Here is a 20,176-nt window from a genome sequence, read left to right as displayed (position 1 = left end):
GGCTCACTTCCCCTCTTGAACCGCTGCAGATATTAACGAGGTGTGATCCAGAGGACGCGTAAGAACCTGCGCCGCATCGCATCGGCGGTCTGCGACCCGCATCCATCAGCGATCTCCTTCAGACCCATGTTAGAGCTGTCGATCATGCGCAGTAACTACGTGTTTGTCCATGTCCGTGGCGAAGCTTGCATAGAGCGATGCGCTATCAAAACCGCAAAGATAGTCTCAGCGTACTCGGTCTGCGACAATCTCCGAAGAGAACGATGTTCCATTCAATCGAGTTGTGCGAAGAACCAACTCGAAGTGAGGGAGCTGCGTACGTCCGATTCGTTTTAGGAAATTCTGAATAGAACTCTCTGATGTGATGAACTCCGCAGCGGCCGCGGTAGCGTCAGAATCACTTCCCGTAAGCAGCAGGACTTCCCCCGTATTCGTCGGATTGGGGATGTAGGACAAAACGGCGATCCCGCCTGGAAGGACAGAACTACCGTCTGCGTAGTAGTTGGCTGCCTCACCATTGGCCGGATGGCGGTTGAGGACGAAGTTTTGGCCGGTCTTCGGATTGTATTCCAAGGTGAAATTCAGTTGATCTTCGAAGAACCCAGCCCAGGGGTTGGACTTCTTTCCTCCAATAATCAACAGATTATTGCGCTTCATGAGATCCGGCGGATACAGTCGGGGCACCGTGACGTGGAAGTGCTGAGCAAGTCCGGGAAGCACTATGATCTGGCGTGCCGCTAAAACTTCCCCCAAGGTGACCAGATTATGGCCTAGGAGTTCACGAACATCTGCCTTGCGCTCTTCGCTCACCGCAGAGGCATCGATGGTGTCAGCGTACCTGCGGTCCACATATTCTGACAAGCTAATAGGCCGCCGCAGGATATCCTGCATCAAGCTCAAGCTTTCATCGGAGAGAACGAGGTCAGTCTGCGTTCCAGGCTCCTTGTCCCGCGTGAAGGACCGCCAGAATTGCATGACGGCGGGCCGCCGATCTGCATCCATTACCGAGCTCTGGTGAACACGGATGAGCGCAACGGCCAAGATCAAGGAAAGCAAACCGAGAGCAACCGAAAGCCACATCCAGCCACGGGTCGCCGGGGAAGCCGCAGGCTCTGCAATGAGAACTGGAGACGGCACGGCCTCCGGTTCGATTTGATTTCCAGTTGGAAGCGCTGGCTCCCTTAGGAGCCGTCGGCTGAAGACCAACTTATAAGCGCCGCGCGGAATCTGAAAAACAAAAGGTTCGCCCGAGCCTTCTCCGGTGAAGTAGAGATCAATGCGCTTCCGCAGTTCTGTCGCGTTTACGCGCACGATGTTGTCAGCACTACGATCGTAGTCCGGTGACCGACCAAATACCTTGACGCCAATATCCTGCTCGCGAAGCTCCAATACTCCATCCCGAATCGAAGCCTTACCCACATAGAGAAGAAACTCGCGCAGCCGGAGAGCGCGGCGGAAGGTTGCAGATGCAGCAACACGCGCGATCAGGTCGTCCTTCTGAACCGACGTCATGACTTCAGAAGCTTCGGGGGTGAGTGATTCTAACGCCATTGCAGATCAGTTCGACAGTCTACCACTGCCGAAGCAAGGCATGCAGAAGTCATGAACTCTGAGAGCTTAGCGCGAATCATTTGACCATGCGCAAAGCACTAACTAGCTGCAAGTAAAAGACCTAATCCCCCTTAACAGTTAAGCCTAGCGGTTTTCTTCCGGTGAATTAACTTGGCGATCGTTATGTGCAGCTAGGAGGATGGCCCCGCTTCACTATCACGCCGAAACCGGGTCCCAAACCAGACTCTTTGGCAGGCCGAAGCAGATCCAACGCCACTGGAGGCGCAAAATGAACTTAGTTCCACGAGCCTGGAAAGCGGCCGTACTCCTATTCACGACTGCGGCGGCACTGACCGCCCTCACGCCCCGCGCTACGGCACAAAAATATCTTGGCAGCATTCAAGGTGAAATCTCCGATCCGAGCGGCGCAAAGATCCCGGGGGTTCACGTGACCGCTGAGGACGTCACCACTCACTTCAAGACAACAGTCTCCTCGAGTGCTGATGGAGCTTTTGTGCTTCAAAATCTAAACCCGTCCACCTACACCGTGACAGCCACCGCGCCCACCTTCAAGGTGGAATCACGGATGGGCATCGTTCTCACGGCTGGTGAACTCCAGGTAGTGAACATCACCCTGAATGCCGGCGGAGGTACTGAAAGCGTTGAAGTCAGCGCCGATTCCAACGTTCTCATCGATACAGGCTCAGCTAACATCGCCACAACCCTCGGCCAGCAAGAAGTGACTGACTTGCCCAATGTCGGGCGAAATCCCTTCGTGATGGCCACGTTGGCGGCAGGCATTTCGACGAACGAATACTTTCAGGTAAAAGCCAGCCAATACACCAACCCTTATTCGGGTGTTGCCGTGCAGATATCATCACTCGGTAATGGCGGCCATAACCGGCTCACGCTTAACGGCATTCCCGATGATCCGGCGGAGCGGTTCTCAGGCGCTAGCTACACTGGATTCGTGCCTTCACCTGAAGCTGTCCAGGAGGTCAAGGTCCAGACGTCGATCTTCGACGCCCAGGTGGGTCACGGTAACGGAACCGTCACCAACACCGTTGTACGCGGTGGCACCAATCAGCTACATGGTGCGGCTTACTATATCTTCCAGAATACCTATCTGGATGCCAACAACTACGAGCGCGTGCCTAACCAGAACGGTGCGCTCAACCCAACTGCACCAACCCACCGCAACAACAATCAGGTGGCCCAGACAGGATTTGTAGTGGATGGCCCTGTTTGGATTCCGAAACTCTACAACGGCCAGAATAAGAGCTTCTTCATGCTCTCCTACGAGTTCTACCAGACTCATACTGCTCTCAACTTCAGCTCGCGGGTACCTACGGCGGCAGAACGTATGGGCGACTTCTCGGGCCTGTGCTCGGTCTTCAACCCACAAGGACTCTGCACCAACGGCATCCAGATCTACGATCCAAACTCACCGGTGGTCGGCAACGTTCGTACTGCTTACTTCGCCAACAATCAGATTCCCACTGCGCGCATCAACGCGACGGGAGCTGCACTGATGAACTACTATCCGCAGCCCAATATCGCTGGCGCAGGTGCGACTGCGATCACGAACTACACGTCGAATCAGACATCGTACCGTTCCAGCTATCCCTCGATCATCGGTCGCTTCGACCAGGCAATCGGATCGAGGAACAAATTGAACATCACTTTGTTCCGCAGTGGACTCACGCAATCCTATCCTTTCCAGGGTTACACCAATGGCATTCCTCCCTATCTCTCGGCAAGCGCGAGCGGTGCATCGCTCGGCGGTTACGGATACTCCGTGTATCGCAACAACCGTGGCGGCAGTCTGGATGACGTTCACCAGTTCAGCTCAACGATGGTGCTTGACTCCCGATTAGGCGTCATCTGGCACCCCTTCGGCTTGACGTACCCAGGCAACTCCAACTTCAACCTTGGGGGGCTGGGCATCAATACCGTCAACATGCCCTATCTTTCCTTCCCAGGTATCACGACAACGACGGACAACTACTCTGGCCTGGCGCCAGGAGCGAGCGGGCAGGTCAGCACAAATCTCACCGGCTCGCTGGAAGAGACGCTTACCAAGACCTGGGGCCGCCACTCGGTCCGGTTCGGATTCGAAGGCAATCTGATCCACTACAACGTGCAAAACCCGCAGAGCGGCTTCACCGGCTACACACTGAACCGGACCTCTACGCAGCAAAACTACATCAACTCGGATGCAAACTCTGGAGATGATATGGCTGGCCTGCTCCTTGGTACGTTCAACACTGTCGGCTACAACATCACTCCCGCCTACGCGCTCAAGCAGATCTATATCGCCCCGTTCGCACAGGACGATTGGCGTGTGACGGACAAGCTCACTGTCAACCTGGGCGTCCGCTGGGATTATGAATCGCCGTTCAGCGAACGCTACAACAAGCAGGTTGCGGGTTTCTGTCTTACCTGCGCCAGTCCTCTGCAAAGCAGCGTTCCGAGTCTGACCCTAAACGGCGGCCTGCTGTATACCTCGAGCAGCAATCCCTATCCCTATAAGAAGGATCTGAATAACTGGCAGCCGCGAGTGGGCTTCTCTTACCAAGTCACGCCGACTACTGTAGTCCGCGGCGGCTACGGCATCATCTACTTTAATACCCTGGAGAGCCCGACCAGCGCCGGTTTCAATCAAACGACAACCAGCAACGGAACGTCGACCAGCTCTCCCTTGCCGCAGGCTAGCGCCAGTAATCCCTTTCCGAACGGCGTCCTGCTGCCCACTGGTTCGAACGCCGGACTCGCTACCGGCATCGGTACAAGCGTAAGTTTCTACGACCCCAACCACGTTCAGCCAAGCAGCATGCAATATACAGCCAACCTGCAGCAGCAGTTCCTCGGCAATCTTTCCGTACAGATCGCGTATGTCGGGCAGCGTGCGCGCCAGCTGGAAGTTTCGCAGAACCTTGATGCCCTTCCGCAACAGTACTACTACACGGGTACTGACGGCGCTGGAGCGCTCGCGAACCAAACGTACCTCAACAGCGCTGTAGCGAATCCGATGGCGGGCAAAGTTCCAACGAACAACACACTCAATGCGGCGACGATCTCGCGAGCTCTACTGTTGGTACCCTATCCCGAATTCAGCGGCGTTACAGAGCTCGGTTCGTCTCTTGGAAGACAACGCTACGACGCCCTGCAGATTCAGGTATCGAAGCCGATGAAACATCACGTTTCCTTTCAGGGCAACTTCACCTGGGACAAGCTAATCAACCAGACGACCTATCTGAATAACTTCGGACCGGGATCGACTTTGGCACGCCTCACTGACCCGGGGGCATCCCTGAACGGCAACCTCTTCGGTACACTCGAGCTGCCAAGGTTCGAGAAGCTGAACTATGCCGAACGGCTCGTTTTGGGTGGATGGCAGGTGAGTACTGTCCTCCGTGCGCAGAACGGTGGCCTCATCTCTGAACCCGGCAACGTCTATCAAATCGGCAATCCAGTACTCGCACCGCACAACTGGGCTCGAGAGTTCAACACCTGCTATGAGAACTACGCGGGGCAGACGGTCGCAACGTCGAGTTCTTCAGCTGGTTGTGACAATACCTCTCCAGCAACCAATCCCGCATATCGCCAGCGCTACTCCTACACCTATGTCACCAATCCGCAGTACATCGACTCACGCGCCACGCTGTGGCCCACGATGGATGCGAACGTCTTCAAGAAGTTTATCTTCCACCAAAGCATGAGCTTCGAGATTCGTGGTGACTTCTTCAACGTCCTCAACCGTCCACAATTTGGTGGACCGGGAACCAGCATCGGCGCTTCCAACTACGGCGCCGTCAAGGTAGGCACAACTCTTCCGACCCAGGCGAATGATGCCCGTATCGGACAACTGACTGCTCGGTTCAACTTCTAACGGATCTGCACTCAGCCACGCTGCAGCCCATGCGGGGCTGAGTGCGCCGTAGAAGGTAAAGTGAGATGGCAGGCTATACCGTCGGGGTGCTAAAGAATTTATATGATCCATCAAGCTAGACAGTGCCTCGCGCGACGCAGAGCGTTAGCTAGGAAGCTCGTGACTGGGATTCTTCCCTTAGTCGGCATCATCTTTACGAAGATAGCGGGAGCAGCCCCAGTCGCTTTCTACGAACAGAAACCAGTCTCCATTGTGAAGCTGTCCGACGGCGATTACCTTCTGGACTTTGGGCGCGTGGCATTTGGCAACTTACTTCTGACTCCAACGCCGACAGACAAAGAACAAATTACCGTTCGATTTGGTGAGTCAATACGGGACGGGCGCGTGGACCGTACACCTCCAGGCACGGTCCGATATTCCGAGGTGAAGCTCGTCTTGAACGGACAAGCGATGATCGTTGCGCCGCGGCCCGATCCGCGCAACACAAAGTCACCCGCGGTACAAACGCCAGTCTCCATGGGAGTACTCACGCCGTTCCGTTGGGTCGAGCTTTCTGGATGGATCGGCGAGTTGACTACGAATCAGGTCCTGCGGCGAGCTTCCTTCGACAGTACCTGGGATGACAGTGCCGCTAGCTTTCACTCGTCAAACCCTATGCTGGATCGAGTCTGGGATCTGAGTCACTATTCCATCAAAGCGACAACCTTCGCAGGCATCTTTGTCGACGGGGATCGCGAGCGTCTGGCGTATGAAGCGGATGCGTATCAAAATCAGCTGGACTACTACGCCGGCGACCCAAGCTCGCAGATGGAGCGGGATACATTCAAGAGACTAATTCAGTATCCAACCTGGCCGACGGAGTGGGCTCCGCAAATGATCTTCATCGCCTACGCCGACTGGATGCAGACCTCCGACAGAGCGTGGCTGGCTCAGAACTACGATTTGCTCAAGACCAAGTTGCTGACGGAGCGCGTTGGTTCCGATGGACTGGTTCACAGCACTGCGGCGGAGATTGCGCACGGTGATATCGTCGACTGGCCAATCGGGGAACGCGACGGTTATGTGTTCACCTCCGTGAACACAGTGGTCAATGCGTTCCACTTGCGGGCGATGGACGAGATGCGCCAGCTAGCACTCGCGCTGAACAAGCAGGATGACGCACGAGAGCTATCTCAACAGCAAATTGAGTCGCTAGCCGCATTCCAGAAAACCTTATTCGACGATCAGACTGGGTTGTACCACGATGGCATCGGTACGAGCCACAGCGCACTTCACGCAAATCTCTTTCCACTCGACTTCGGGCTAGTCCCGCCAGCGAAGCGCCCCCATATAGCGAAATGGCTTGCACAAAGCGGCATGAGAGGCTCACCCTATGCTGCGCAGTTCTTGATGGAAGGACTCTTCGAAAACGGACAAGCACAGGCAGCTCTCGACGAGATGATCGCACCAGGCGATCGCAGCTGGAGACATATGGTGGAGAGTGGAACGACAATCACCTGGGAGGCGTGGGACCAGCGCTATAAGCCGAATCAGGACTGGAACCACGCATGGGGTGCAGCTCCTGCCAATCTGCTTCCTCGATTTGTTCTTGGTGTACAACGAATCAAGCCTGGATGGGAAGAAGCCGAGATCGCTCCCCATACGGGAGACCTCAAGTTTGCTGAAGGTGTGGTGCCCACTCCGAGAGGTCCGATCCATGTTGCATGGAAGTGTGCTTCCGCATTCAGTCTCTCCGCGGAGCTTCCGTTGGGACTGAAAGCAAGAGTCAAACTCCCGATGCTACAAGGCTCCCTCGGCGTCTATAAGGGTGATCAGGTTGTTCCGGCGCACCATGAAGGAGACTGGTGGATCCTCGATCAAGATGTGACTGGCAAGGTTGACCTTGAAGTGCGCTAGTCCCGAAAGAATTGGAAGGCGGAGCCCATGAGGATGCTGCTGATTGCTCTCTTGAATGCCACTGCTTTCGCTCAGCAGGCGGCAGTAACACCGCCTGATCCGCTGCGCGACGGCTTCTTGAACCCACCACCTGAAGCGCGCCCCTTTGTCTGGTGGCACTGGATGAACGGCAACATCTCAAAGGAAGGAATTCGCGCTGACCTGGAGTGGATGCATCGAATCGGTTTGGGTGGTGTGCAAGTCTTTGATGCTGCACTGGCAACTCCGAAGATCGTCGATCATCGCATCGAGTACATGACTCCGGAATGGAAGGACGACTTTCGATACGCGGTAAGTCTGACCGATCGCTTCGGCATGGAACTCGGGATCGCTGGGAGCCCAGGTTGGAGCGAGACAGGTGGACCTTGGGTGCCTCCCAGTGAGGCAATGAAGAAGTATGTGTGGAGCGAGACTTCGATCGAGGGAGGGAAGCCGTACACCGGCAAGCTAATCCACCCCCCAACCATTACGGGCAAATTCCAAAACACGCCTGCCTTCGACCCTCACATAACGGAACCCGCACTCTACGCAGACGCGAAAGTCGTCGCATTCAAAAGACCTATCGACGAAGCCGCTTTCGTGATGCCCACGATGTCGACCGGCCGAGGCCGGATAGCGACGCCAGATCTTCTCGCTGATGACAATGCGGCTACCTTCGTCATGATCCAAAGCGGAGATAAAGATGACGGGCCATGGCTGCAGGCGGAGTATCCCGCTCCGATCACAATCCGTTCCATCACCTTGTCAGTCGGTAGAGAGGCACGAGGCGCTCCAACAGGTGCGGCACTCGAGGCCAGCGACGATGGTTTGAGCTATCGCCTCGTCACTCCTATTCCAGCGGGTGGAGCGGTAGAGCAGACGCTCACGTTTGCACCCACCACAGCAAGGTTCTTCCGGCTCTCTTTTGATCAGCGCGGACGAGCGCATGAAGATGTCCAGATCAACGAATTTCGATTGCATACAGACGCGCGCGTGCATCACTTCGAAGAAAAAGCGGCGTTTCAGCAGATGCTTGATCTCTATAGCTTTGCCACTCCTTCAGTGGACCTAAGCAGTACTGTGTCCAAATCAGTAGTCATCGATCTCACTTCCCGCTTCCATGAAGATGGCACACTCGATTGGTCACCACCACCCGGCAAGTGGACTATCCTTCGCATCGGCTACTCTCTCATTGGGACGACGAACCATCCAGCAACAGCCGAGGCCACCGGCCTTGAAGTGGATAAGCTCGATCACCGTTATGTGAAGAACTATCTGGACAACTATCTCAACAGCTATCGCGATACTGTTGGCGCGCAAGAGATGGGAAGCCGTGGCATTCGCGCAGTGATTACAGACAGTTGGGAGGCAGGCACTCAAAACTGGACAGACGATATGCTCACCCAGTTCCAGAAACTTCGTGGATACGATCCGACTCCTTGGTTGCCGGTCCTGGCTGGGCACGTCGTGGAGAGTGCGAGCGCGAGCGATCGGTTCCTGTGGGATTTTAGAAAGACGATTGCTGATCTAACCGCAGACGAACACTACGGCCAGATCCATGCGTCGCTGAAAGAGCGCAATCTGCAGCACTATGGCGAATCGCACGAAGGAGATCGCGCCTTCATCGGCGACGGCATGGAGGTGAAGAAGCGAGCCGATGTTCCCATGGGCGCTATGTGGACGCAGCCCATCGGAGTCCACACTGAATCCTTCCGTTATAACGCGGACGATCGCGAATCGGCATCGGTTGCACACATATACGGGCAGAATATCGCTGCTGCTGAGTCGATGACTGCGAAGGTAGAAGCCTGGGCGTACTCCCCTGAAACCCTCAAGCCTACAGTGGACCAGGAGTTTCTAAACGGGATCAACAGGATCGTGATTCATGAGTCTACTCACCAGCCGGTCGCAGATAAAATCCCCGGTCTCACTCTAGGGATCTACGGTCAATGGTTCAACCGCAACGAGACGTGGGCAGAGCAGGCGCGACCCTGGATCGACTATCTAGCGCGGAACTCCTTCATGCTGCAGCAAGGAAGATTTGCAGCAGACGTCCTCTATTTCTATGGCGAGGATTCCAACATCACAGCTATCTTCCGCGATAGGGCTCCAAACGTTCCATCCGAATACGGATTTGATTACATCGATGCCGATGGATTAGTCCACGATGTCAGCGTGACAGCTGGGCAAATCACCACGCGATCCGGTATGCGATACAGGTTGCTCGTTCTGGACCCCTATACGCGTCACATGTCATTGCCTGTTCTTCGCTCGATCTACTCGCTCGTCAGCGATGGCGCCATTCTGGCCGGACCGAAGCCTGTGGATACCCCCAGCCTTGCTGATAGCTCAACAGAATTCACTCGCCTGCTCACGGACCTCTTTGGTGATGGACGCGGAGTTCACACTGTGGGTAAGGGTAAAGTTTATGCAGGCTCCGATGCCTCGTCTGCGCTGGAAGCCTTGCACGCGGTGCCGGACTTTACCTATACGAAGTCGCGGTCGGACTCTCGCATTGAATTCATACACCGCACCTCGTCTAACGCAGATATTTATTTCGTCGACAATCGGAGCGATCACGATGAACGCTTCGAGGCTAGATTTCGCGTTACAGGTCGAAAGCCTGAGCTCTGGCGCGCGGAGAGCGGTTCTACCGAAGCTCTTTCCTACCGTATGGTCGACGGCGAGACGGCAGTGCCAATGCGCCTTAGCGCGTGGGAATCTGTCTTCTTAGTATTTCGTCATCGAGTGGCGGCAAAATCCTTCACTGCACCCTCCACTGTTCAAACGAAGTTGGCGAACTTGGAAGGTCCATGGAAGTTGAACTTCCAGCCACACAGAGGAGCCCCCACGTCGATTATGCTGGCTCAACTCACCTCTTGGTCGACGAGTTCAGTGAACGGAGTGAAGTATTTCTCCGGAGCCGCCACGTACTCTAAAGCAATTCAAGCTCCAAAAGGCTGGTTCTCGAAACGCTCACACATCTTCATGGATCTTGGAGAGGTCAAAAACCTAGCCACACTCACTGTCAATGGCGAGGAACTCGGCGTTGGTTGGCACAACCCCTATCGATTCGACGTCACCTCCAGTCTAAAACCTGGATCAAATTCGATCACGATAACGGTCATTAACTCTTGGGTCAATCGGCTGATCGGCGATCAGCAGCCGAACGCAACTAAGTACACCTACACTGACTTCACGCCATATAATGCCAACTCGACGCTGTTTCCGTCTGGACTTATTGGCCCGGTGCAGGTGCTTCGCGTGCAGGCTGGAAAGTAATTCACCTCAATAGCGAATCTTAAGTGCACTACTAATTGAAACTCAGGTGTAACGGTCACATTCAAGAGTTCTGCACGATGGGCTGCTGTCTCTTTTTGAGCAAAGCCCTCAAGTATTACGTCCGTTTTCTCTCCAGGGGATAATGCCGAGTTCCAGCGTGTTGCTTTCGGCTTGTCTGCGAAACCTCTTCAGGCCAATGATCCATGGGTTCCGTTATGAAAGTTGTCTGTGAGCAGACGGCCTTCTGAACCGAGACGCTATGTCGCCCGTTGCGTTCTATGAACAGGTGTTGCATGGTCTCGCCACTGCCGACCTCGAGTCGATCCAGAAACAAGCATGATCAACCGCCGCTACGGTGTGGAGGATTCTCATCATGGAGAAATAAGGACCGAGAAACGCCCTTCTCGTCACCGGCGACCAACGCTCCAGCGAGGTCGCGTTTTCGGCAACTACAAATCTGGCGCCTAGGCGCTATTGAGCGGCAGACCCGGTCCCGTCGCCTAGAAGACGTTCGGCAACAATGGCTGCCATAGCGCGCTGTCCTGCTGACCACTTCTCGACTCCGTCCAACGAGACCTTTCGTTCGTATAAGAGCCGGATAATTTGGTTAGGACTGCCGCACTCCTCTGCGCACGCTTCATCGTCCTTTATGAGGTGGCATTGCTCTGTGCCACTGGAGTCCATTACAGAGACCACAGCGTAGTTTTCGAATCTATACAGGTTCATCGCCGTCATCAAGCATGTCCATTCGCCTTGAATTTGGAATCTCCCTCCGGCTAAAGATGACGTCATGTTCTCGCCAGAGCGATACAACGGCAAGATAATTCTGAGACTACGGAGTAGAATTGCGCATCAACGAGTTTGTTACGCCTGCATGAGGTAAACGTGTCCATTACACCTGATGGCGGCTGGGCTGTGCCTAGTCAAGATCCACACGCTGCACATTCGACGCCAATAGCGCGTCTGCAACACGCCCGAACCCCAGACCGATGGATCGTTGGGACGCTTCTCCTGATCGCACTTCTCACTTTCTTTCTGCCGCTGGCAAGCCTCCAACTTCCTATCCTCGGAAGTCAGGACTTCAGTGGGTATGACCTCATGAACAAAGGTCGAGAGATCAACCAGGCGGTCTCGTCTTTTGGTAACGGGAATGCGGAGACACCCAGGGTCATGGACCTCGAACATACCGAGGATAAATCCGCAATAGCTGCAAACCCATCTTTGGAGATTCCGGCGTCCATACGTTATGTCTCGCTCGTCGCCATCGAGATAGGTCTAGCCTTCGGGTGCGCAGTGCTAGCTCTGATCTGCTGCGTCTCTGCGCCATCTCAGGCCGCCACCCGAGTCCTCTCGGTGGTGGGAGGACTAGCAGCATTAGCCGCTACCCTGCATCTGACCATCGCTAACTCAGACATGCATTCTTGGCTACACCAGCAACTAAGTGCTACCGCAACTCTGCCATCAGACAACCCTTTCTCTGGTCTGACTCAACAACTCGAAACACTCGCCGCGAACGCTGTGCAACTGAAGCCGGGGGCGGGTCTTTATGTCCTGACGGCAACGCTCATGCTTGCTTCGGTCATCCTTGTTTCCAAAATACTGTCACCTGCGGGTCATCCAACTCTGCAAGAGCCGTCACCGGTTAGCGGCGTCACATTCATGAGGAAGGCTGCAGGCATCGGTTTACTAATCACTGGAGTCATGGTCGGTGTTGTAGTCGGTCGCCATTACCTGACGAGTCCTCCAAATGCACCTAACGCCATCACTGGCGAGTTCAAGATGTCAAAGGCCCTAAGCGTCGTCTATGGCAACTACGACCCCGCGACTAAATCATCGGTGGTTCACACTAAGAACATGTCCGGAGAGTCATCACCGGGCCATGCAATCGTGATTCTGGACAGCACCTACGTGCAAAAGAGCATCCGCAAGCATCTGCTTGTGACTTCTGCTGCTGCCGATGGTGAAGACTGCCATGCGTGTGGTGCTCAGGTAGATGCGTTCGTATTCTCTCAGACCCAGAGGGGGTGGACAGCTGAGATCGTGGACAATGACATCGCACAAACCGGCGCTTTTGGGAGCGCGGGCAAGGCTCTCGCAGTCCTCTATGGGTCCGATGTCCATGGCTTCGAAATCTCACTTGAGGATGGAGGCCAAGGCATCACCAATGCTAATGAGGTGTTCATCGCACCTGTTTCAGATCACTTTCGGCCTGTATTGTCCCTCACCACGGAGTCGGACAATCTCGGGAGCTGTGGCTCTACGGACACTGAAACTGAGGTGGGACACGATCCCTGTGCTCAGACAAAGTCGGTTGTTCGCTTCATGAAGTCGATACATCAAGGCTTCTTCGACATCGCAGTGCAAGAGTCCGGGACTGCGATTGCGGCCCAAGGGTTGGTTAGAACGGATGGACGAAAGTTGTATGAGTTTGATGGCGGAAAGTATGCGGAGATACTTCAGTGAGGGTCAGCAACGTTGGACGCCCGCTACCTCGATCAGGCAGAGGTGTTGATCAGACGGGCGTACTATCACCCCATGGACGCCCGGCTCATCATCACGCCACGCCCCAGCAACTTCTATCACGCGATGGTCCTCATCATCGAGCCCGCGCAGGGCTGGAGCGTCCTGTACAACTCGCGCGAGGAGTGCGTCACCGAGCTGTCGCTGCTAGGCTTGCTCACGATCACCGAGGCCGATGAGGTGCGGGCCAGCAACTTCGACCAGCGGGACCGGATGCTCGTGTTCTGGCTTACCGAGGTCGAGCCGGAGGAATTACTGGCGGCGGGGTTTCATCAGGTGGCGAAGGACAAGGTGAACTAGGTTGTGGGGACGCAAGGAGCAGCCAACGATACCGAAGCATTCGACCGATGGAAGAGACCTCGGCCTCGGCCTTGTGCTTGTTGTAGCAGTGAACGCGCTGATCTTTGTGGACCCATGGCACTACATCAGGACGAGATGGCCCGGGGTACAAGTGCTTGAGACGATATTCGTGGTACTCGTCATATTTATTTTGATGTGTATGTTCGGCGCGATTATCAACGCGCTGTATATAGGGTTTTGGCCGACGCTTTACTCACTGGTCGATTGGCATCGCAGCCGCACGGAAAAACGAGACTTGCCGGTTGCCCGAAAGAGTCATGGGCCAGCAACCTTCTCATCTAACCTCAAGAATGACTTAGCTAGAGTTGCTAGACCACTACTTCTGGGGGCGCTCGGCTTCAGCGCTCTGTGGGGCGTACATGCCTTTAGCAAATGGTTCTTCCGCTAGGCCTGGGAGAAGGGGTTCAGCCTTGGGTTGAAACCGGTTATGTTACTCTCCCATGCAGCTTCACGGAGGAAGCTACTGATGAATCAAACACCAGATAGAGATGCGCGGGGAGAACTGATGGCCGAGTGGACCCGCAAAAACCTTAGCAAGATGATGGATGAACCGGGAGTAAATGGCGCCCTCGTCTGCCACATCCCGGATCGGACACCACCGCCCCGTCCCAATCATTAGAGCAGTCGTGTCAGGGACGCGACCTCAGGATGAGGAGCTACACCAATGCACGGAACAACCGCCCTGAGATCCTTGTGCGTTCCACGCCGATCCCTGGGCTGCCTCTGAATAGCGAGTAGTGTTGGGCGGTTGCTGACGATAAGCCGACATATCGGGAGTAGTCCGCGCTTCAGAGTGGTTCTTCACTCAGCAGGAGGCGGTGAAACAATCCACTCTGGTATCTTGAGCACCTATGATGCCGAGAGCTCTCGCTCTCGGGTTTCCCAGTAATCTACTGAGTCCCCTTCAGAGTCTCTCCGCTCCTCTTCGCCAACGATGTGTATTGTTTCAGGAGAACCCAAATGGGTATAGAACATGGTGTGCATCAGCACCTTGTTCGTTGCCACGAACCGATGGAAGTCATCAGCGCACTCCGCATCGAAGTGGCGTATTGAGTCTTCCAGTAGTTGAGGGCAGCGTTTGTATCCGTCCGCAAAATCTTTGAATCCATCTCGTTTCCAACGCAGTGGATATTCAAAAAAAACCCTCGAGTCGATCTCTTTCCGACGGCGTCTGATTTGATCTTGAGTGAAGGCATGAAGGAAATCAAGATAACGGTTGAGGATGATCGTCTTCGAAACGACCTGCGCCCAGTTTTCCAGTCCAAGCTCTCCGGAGATTGCTTCGTCCAGGTTGGCTAGGACTCTGACGTACAGTTCAATCGTGCGATCTGCTTGAACAGCGAGGAATGTTGCCAGAACGGCCCGTGCACCGAGCCCCAAGAATGCGTTGGAAGGTGTATTGTGTGTTTCGGCTAGAGCTGCCGTGTCACAAGCCCCGAGCATGACGATAGGAGGTATAGCTGTATCGGTGAGGTCCCAGACCTTTGCTTTCTCTGCGCCGAAATGGAGATAGCCGAGATCTTCGGCGCTGTCATAGGATCCATGCCCGCAGTGCAACAAGATGAATGGCTTTTTTTCGCGAAGCTGCGCTTTGTACTCCTCGAGGTTGGAAACCACCGCGTACTCATGAGTGATACCTGTTTCCTGCAGCACCTCGTGCAACTTCTGCGGGTAAATGTGCAGTTTGTCCGTTTTCGCCAGGCAGTTGAGAATCAGAACGCGATTGCCTGCATTTTTATCTAGGATTAGGACGTTCTGGGTCTGCAGGTAATGAGTCAACAGGAAGTTTCCCGGTGTCATGGGGAACCGTGATACCTGACAGCGATACATTAAAGGCACCCCATCGATCATCATCCACTCCAGAGGCATGTCTGAAATGATCCTGAGTTCCCTTGGTGTGTCCCGAAGAAGGTCGATAAACTCTTCCGGCAGAGCGCTGGCGAGCTCTACGCCGAACGCCTCCACCCTTCTATTGAGAGCAACGATATTTCCTCCGTCGAAGACCCGCCGAATCTCCCGCAACTTTCCATAGAAACCACTAGAGATCTGCGGAACGCGGATAACAGGACGCTTTTCGGCGAGTCCCCAAAGAGTAGTCATCTTCGTGAAGAACTCCGATTCCATTGCAAGAAACTGGGTCAGAGCGAGAGCTGCCGCCGTTTCGGCTTCACCATGCCAACGTCTCGGATCGGAATGGACGATATAGTTTCTATCTTTTGCGGCGTAAAGGATATCTATGACTCTCGTGGGAAATTGCTTTCCAAAATACGCTTGAGGAATCGTCTTGTTCTGACAGGGAACGCAAAGGATTAAACTTCGATCTGCTGATGGCAAGTATGGTTCGATTCCAGCCATGAGCCTCTGTCGCGCCGCACGATCACCGGTGTTTAGAAGCTCGTTCAAGTCTTCCTGTAGCTCCCCAGGAATCATCGCATTTCCGCTCTCAGCCGCCATCAACATGCTATCTAGCAGCTTGCACTTGAAGATCTCTTGGGTCGTTGAGATCAGCAGCGATACCCTATCCTCCACTCGATGAGGCGTTTTGTTCCCTGAGGGTATAGCTCGCACCAACTGATTGAGTAGCTTGTCATTGGGTTCTTCCGCTTGAAAAGTGCTCCTTGGATAGGGCTCTTGTTGAGAGGCAAAATGGTGACGCTCTGGGTGGCTGCGCACGCTCTGATACGGGAGCAGAAAGGGATTTGAATCCCCCGGTTCTTCCAGATTGATAGGCTCCGTATTAACAAGTTGTCCGATCGCCTCGTTGAGGCTTGGCGCGGAAAGACCTTCCAGGTTCAGACAGAGACAGCCGGCTTGCTCAACAGCACTCTGATAAGCGGCTTCGCAGATGACCAACGGTTTCACGACCATTTGCGCGCAGGTGGACACGCATTCCTCGTCGACGTCTCCTTGAATTACGATGACTTTCATCGGGTAGGAAGCGAAATCACCGAAGTCTTGGCCGCGAAAGGCACTCTTCTGCAATATCTGCAACGAATGCGACATCCGATGGTCAAATGCATACCGGTTCAAACGGTATGCATGATCTATGTAATAAAGAAGAGAAGGAAAGATGCTTGTCGCAATGTCAAAGAAAAACCCGAGATTGCAAAGAGATAGAGAAATCAATGTGCATGGAGTGACCGCAAAGGGTGTTTTGTCATCGTCCCGCACGCATACCAACGGGATATACCAGGGACTGCTTCTATGGTCTTGCCAGGGTTGTTCGTTCGCAGCCAGACCTATCCAATTCGTTCCCAATCTTTGACCTCGCCTCGCCAACATATCCTATCCGGGAGCGATCCCGCACATACAACCTCAGAAGGGGAGGTAGGTGTTGGGACAGGATGGCCCAAATCATTCTTTTATGACTCCCTATGGTCGCGCCGAAAAGTGAGTATCGCCAAACGCTCTTCACTCCAGCAGCACATCAGGGGATCTTTTCATAGAGCGGGGACGTGTTATACTAACTGTAACAAAAGAAAAGCTTTGTGTCCGATAATAATCGTAATGTGCCGCGGCACTCATCACCAGACATGCGGAACTCTTGATGCCCATGCCCTACTCACGGAATATGAACTTCCGCTATTGCGACTTCTCACTACTCGACCAATGGTTCAGGTTACGGTCAGGTGCCAAGTTCGCACGGCATGTTGAATCGGGACGCACCGGTGGCGGCAATACGCGCACACCCGGCCTATGGGACAAATGCAGCGACTTCATTCTCTAGCTCTATGCGTAAACAGACCGTTCGCCCCGCTCATGAGCGGAGAATGTTAAGGAAAATGTTTGGATGTGGGCGAAACTGCTTGTAAGCAACGCCGACACGACCACGTTTGAGGTTGATCTATACTCCTGGCGACCGCACCAGATCAGGATTCACCTTGCATCGATAGGCCATCCATTGGTGGGGGATCCTCTCTACGGATCAATCGGGCGGCCACTCAAGAATCTTCCCAGGCTGCCAGGCGATGGAGGTTATTTTCTGCACGCGCACAGGCTGGGATTTCATCACCTCGTTTGTGGCGAACGGATGGTGATCGAGGCGGGGTTGCCGTCCGCATTTTGCCGTGAAGAATAAATATAAATTGCCATCTTTTCTTGAATACACGGCATGATTTTTGTGAGAGCGTAGGAACAGTCCGGCCCGGGTCCCTGCATTTTCCACTTACGGAGCAATGCTGATGAGAGTCTCGCCATGGGCCGCGGTTGCGTTGTGCCTGCTCGCTTGCTGCTCGATTAGAGCGCAAGTGCTGCAAACACGTATTTTGGGCCCGTTCCCGCCGTCCTCCGGAACTCCTGTCTCGCTAGTGAACCCGCTGGCTCCAGCGCCGGCCGGCACGCTGAAGATTATTGCGTTCGGCGATTCCGTGGTGTGGGGTAACGGCGACCGCAACGAACATAAATTCGTGTCGCTGGTCGCACACCGGCTGGCGGACGCCACCGGACGCGCGGTCGAGCTGACGACGTACGCACACTCGGGGGCACTGCTCTCGGGCGGCTGTGGAGGCTGTTTCTATCCGCTATTAAACAACGTGCCCGTCGCGGATGTGAATGCGGGCCGGCCAAACGTGCTGGAGCAGTCGACCGGAGCCGGGATGGGGAGTCAGGACGTCGAGCTGGTGCTGGTGGACGGCTGCATCAACGATGTCAACGGGGAACAAGTCGCTTTGCCTTTTCCGCTGAACTGGACGTCGAGGGAAGAAATTGAACGGCGTGTCTATACCCTGTGCTCGGGCCCGGTGGCGCAGTTGCTGGCGAACGCCAAAGCGCGGTATCCGTACGCGACTGTAGTGCTGCTTCCATACTTCCGGATTATTTCGACGGCGAGCCACTTTCCGGCTGTGATGGATCCCGGGCAGGTACTTACAGAGCAGAAGGCGATCGACGCGCTGAACCGCGAGCGTGCGAAATTTGCAGAAGACGGCAAGGCGGATGGCGTTTCGCCACTGCTGGCGCAGCCGAAGAGCCTGGGGGACTGGGGCGAGCTGTCCGACGTGTTCCTGCGGCAAACGAACCGCTGCTTCGAGTGGGCGGCGGCGGGGGCAAACGGCCGGCTCGTGCCTCCGCTGGATCCGGTTGCGCCGGGCGTGGAGCAAAGCTGCCCGGAGGTTACGCCGGTTCCTGCGGGAAGGGCGACCGCGACGAGCAGGGTTTACCTCGCGGCCGGGATTCCGGACCTGCCGCAGAACGCCTACGGAACCCGGGGGACACACCTTTGGAAGCTACCGACGAGCTTCCTCTGGTTTCACCGGAATGAGGATGAAATGTATATGGAGCGCGACCGGCTCTATTGCAAGCCGCTGTGGCCGAAGGACTGGAAGGGGCGCGAGATGTGCCGGATCGACGCCACCGCGCACCCGAACGTAAAGGGCGAGGCAGATTACGCGGACGGCATTCTGGCGCAGATGAAGGTGGCCTGGAGCAGGTAGGGAATCGGGTTTGACAGTGACTCAGGAGGATATATCGATATGACTCTGAAGCGAATTGCAGTTCTTACTTTCCTGACCGCGCTGCCGCTGTCTGCGCAGGGCGATCACGCGAACTATCTGACCTTTGTGGTGTCGGGCGCCTGGACGGTGCCTGCCGGCGTGACGCAAATGACGATTGAGGCGTGGGGCGGCGGCGGTGGGGGCAGTCGCCTGGGCGGCGGGCAGGGCGGCGGCTATTTCCGCGTGACGATCCCCATGCCAGCGGCTGCACCGGGCGTGATCCGGCAGATCAACTACACCATCGGGCAGGGCGGAGCGGGGGGCGCCGCGGGGGGCTCGCCCGGGACGTCTACCAGCGTGAGCTACAACAACACGCTGTTCCAGTTCGCCGCGCATGGTGGCGCGGGAAACAACGGGCCGGTGAACGACAATTACGCAGGGACCTTCGATGCGTTGACGACGGCGCAGTTGGCGCTTGGCACCTACTCGGTGACCGGCGCGAATGGGCAATTCGGGTCGTCGGCCAGGATTCTTTCTGCCACGCCAGCGCCGACGGCGGGGACGATCTACGTTTCGGGCAGGGGCGGGGACGGGGGGGAAGCAGGCCACGCCGCTCACACTCACGGGTCGGGGGGAGCGGAGTTCTTTATCGCCAACCCTACAGCGTTTTCACAGAACGCCGGGACCAAACTCCAGCAAACGCCGGCAACCTCCGGTGTGATGCCGGGGGGAGGGGGTGGCGGCAGCGCCGATTTTGCACCGCCAATTCCTGCCGGAGGCACGGGCGGCGCCAACGGCGGCCAGGGAATGATTGTGTTCAGTTGGAACTGAAGCCGGCCGGGAGTGAAGCGGGAGACGGATATCTGGCCTCTCCACAAGGGGAGGCCAGCGCCGAACCGGGTTTCACAAATTGTTTGGGAGGATAGCGCACGACCCCGACTGAGGCAGTCCGATGTCGGACTCTCATCCCCAACCTGCCATCCAAAGATTAGCTGCTGAACAGCGGTGCGAACTCGCCATCGGAGCGAAGGAGTGCCGCCCAGTTTTCCACGAGGTTTACTGACGAGACGCCGACTTCCCGTTACCAATCCGGCATCACTTTGAAATAGCCACGTCTAATCCTTCCCGACCGGCCCACTCATGCAGAAGCTTAAGGGGCTTGCCGGAGGCTGAGCGGTTCGCCTTACCGCGAGCTTGAACGACTGCACGTTTCTTCGGGTCAACTTCG

General features: G+C 55.5%; 10 protein-coding genes. 8 read left to right on the top strand and 2 right to left on the bottom strand.

Annotated features, from left to right (window positions below; all coding sequences use genetic code 11):
• Nucleotides 1-225: 225 nt before the first annotated feature.
• Nucleotides 226-1,551 carry a hypothetical protein gene (locus OHL14_RS01525; RefSeq protein ID WP_263377540.1) on the bottom strand — a complete coding sequence of 442 codons (1,326 nt, stop codon included), beginning with the start codon at nt 1,549-1,551 and terminating at the stop codon, nt 226-228.
• Between the two features lie 289 nt (nt 1,552-1,840).
• Between OHL14_RS01525 and OHL14_RS01520 the strand changes: the two genes are divergently transcribed.
• The 6 genes from OHL14_RS01520 (at nt 1,841) to OHL14_RS01495 (ending at nt 13,907) form a co-directional block, all read left to right on the top strand.
• On the top strand, nt 1,841-5,443 hold the full coding sequence (locus OHL14_RS01520) for a TonB-dependent receptor (protein ID WP_263377539.1): 3,603 nt from the start codon (nt 1,841-1,843) through the stop codon (nt 5,441-5,443).
• Nucleotides 5,444-5,602: 159 nt separating this feature from the next.
• Complete coding sequence (locus OHL14_RS01515) at nt 5,603-7,339, top strand: family 78 glycoside hydrolase catalytic domain (protein ID WP_263377538.1); 1,737 nt, start codon at nt 5,603-5,605, stop codon at nt 7,337-7,339.
• Between the two features lie 27 nt (nt 7,340-7,366).
• Nucleotides 7,367-10,639, top strand: coding sequence for a glycosyl hydrolase (locus OHL14_RS01510; protein WP_263377537.1), 3,273 nt, complete (start codon nt 7,367-7,369; stop codon nt 10,637-10,639).
• 885 nt (nt 10,640-11,524) lie between these two features.
• Nucleotides 11,525-13,102, top strand: coding sequence for a hypothetical protein (locus OHL14_RS01505; protein ID WP_263377536.1), 1,578 nt, complete (start codon nt 11,525-11,527; stop codon nt 13,100-13,102).
• A 42-nt stretch (nt 13,103-13,144) separates the two neighbouring features.
• Complete coding sequence (locus tag OHL14_RS01500) at nt 13,145-13,459, top strand: hypothetical protein (RefSeq protein ID WP_263377535.1); 315 nt, start codon at nt 13,145-13,147, stop codon at nt 13,457-13,459.
• A 1-nt stretch (nt 13,460) separates the two neighbouring features.
• On the top strand, nt 13,461-13,907 hold the full coding sequence (locus OHL14_RS01495; RefSeq protein WP_263377534.1) for a hypothetical protein: 447 nt from the start codon (nt 13,461-13,463) through the stop codon (nt 13,905-13,907).
• Nucleotides 13,908-14,368: 461 nt separating this feature from the next.
• Here the strand turns inward: OHL14_RS01495 and OHL14_RS01490 are convergent, their stop codons facing one another.
• Nucleotides 14,369-16,549: a hypothetical protein gene (locus OHL14_RS01490; RefSeq protein WP_263377533.1), complete on the bottom strand. Its 2,181-nt coding sequence runs from the start codon at nt 16,547-16,549 to the stop codon at nt 14,369-14,371.
• Between the two features lie 1,277 nt (nt 16,550-17,826).
• Between OHL14_RS01490 and OHL14_RS01485 the strand changes: the two genes are divergently transcribed.
• Both OHL14_RS01485 and OHL14_RS01480 read left to right on the top strand, forming a co-directional pair.
• Complete coding sequence (locus OHL14_RS01485; protein ID WP_263377532.1) at nt 17,827-18,948, top strand: SGNH/GDSL hydrolase family protein; 1,122 nt, start codon at nt 17,827-17,829, stop codon at nt 18,946-18,948.
• 39 nt (nt 18,949-18,987) lie between these two features.
• Nucleotides 18,988-19,779, top strand: coding sequence for a glycine-rich domain-containing protein (locus OHL14_RS01480; RefSeq protein ID WP_263377531.1), 792 nt, complete (start codon nt 18,988-18,990; stop codon nt 19,777-19,779).
• The last annotated feature ends 397 nt before the right edge of the window (nt 19,780-20,176 follow it).

This window comes from Granulicella paludicola, assembly GCF_025685545.1.
In the GTDB taxonomy this organism is placed as follows: Bacteria; Acidobacteriota; Terriglobia; order Terriglobales; family Acidobacteriaceae; genus Granulicella; species Granulicella paludicola.
This window is presented reverse-complemented; position numbering and strand designations above follow the sequence as displayed.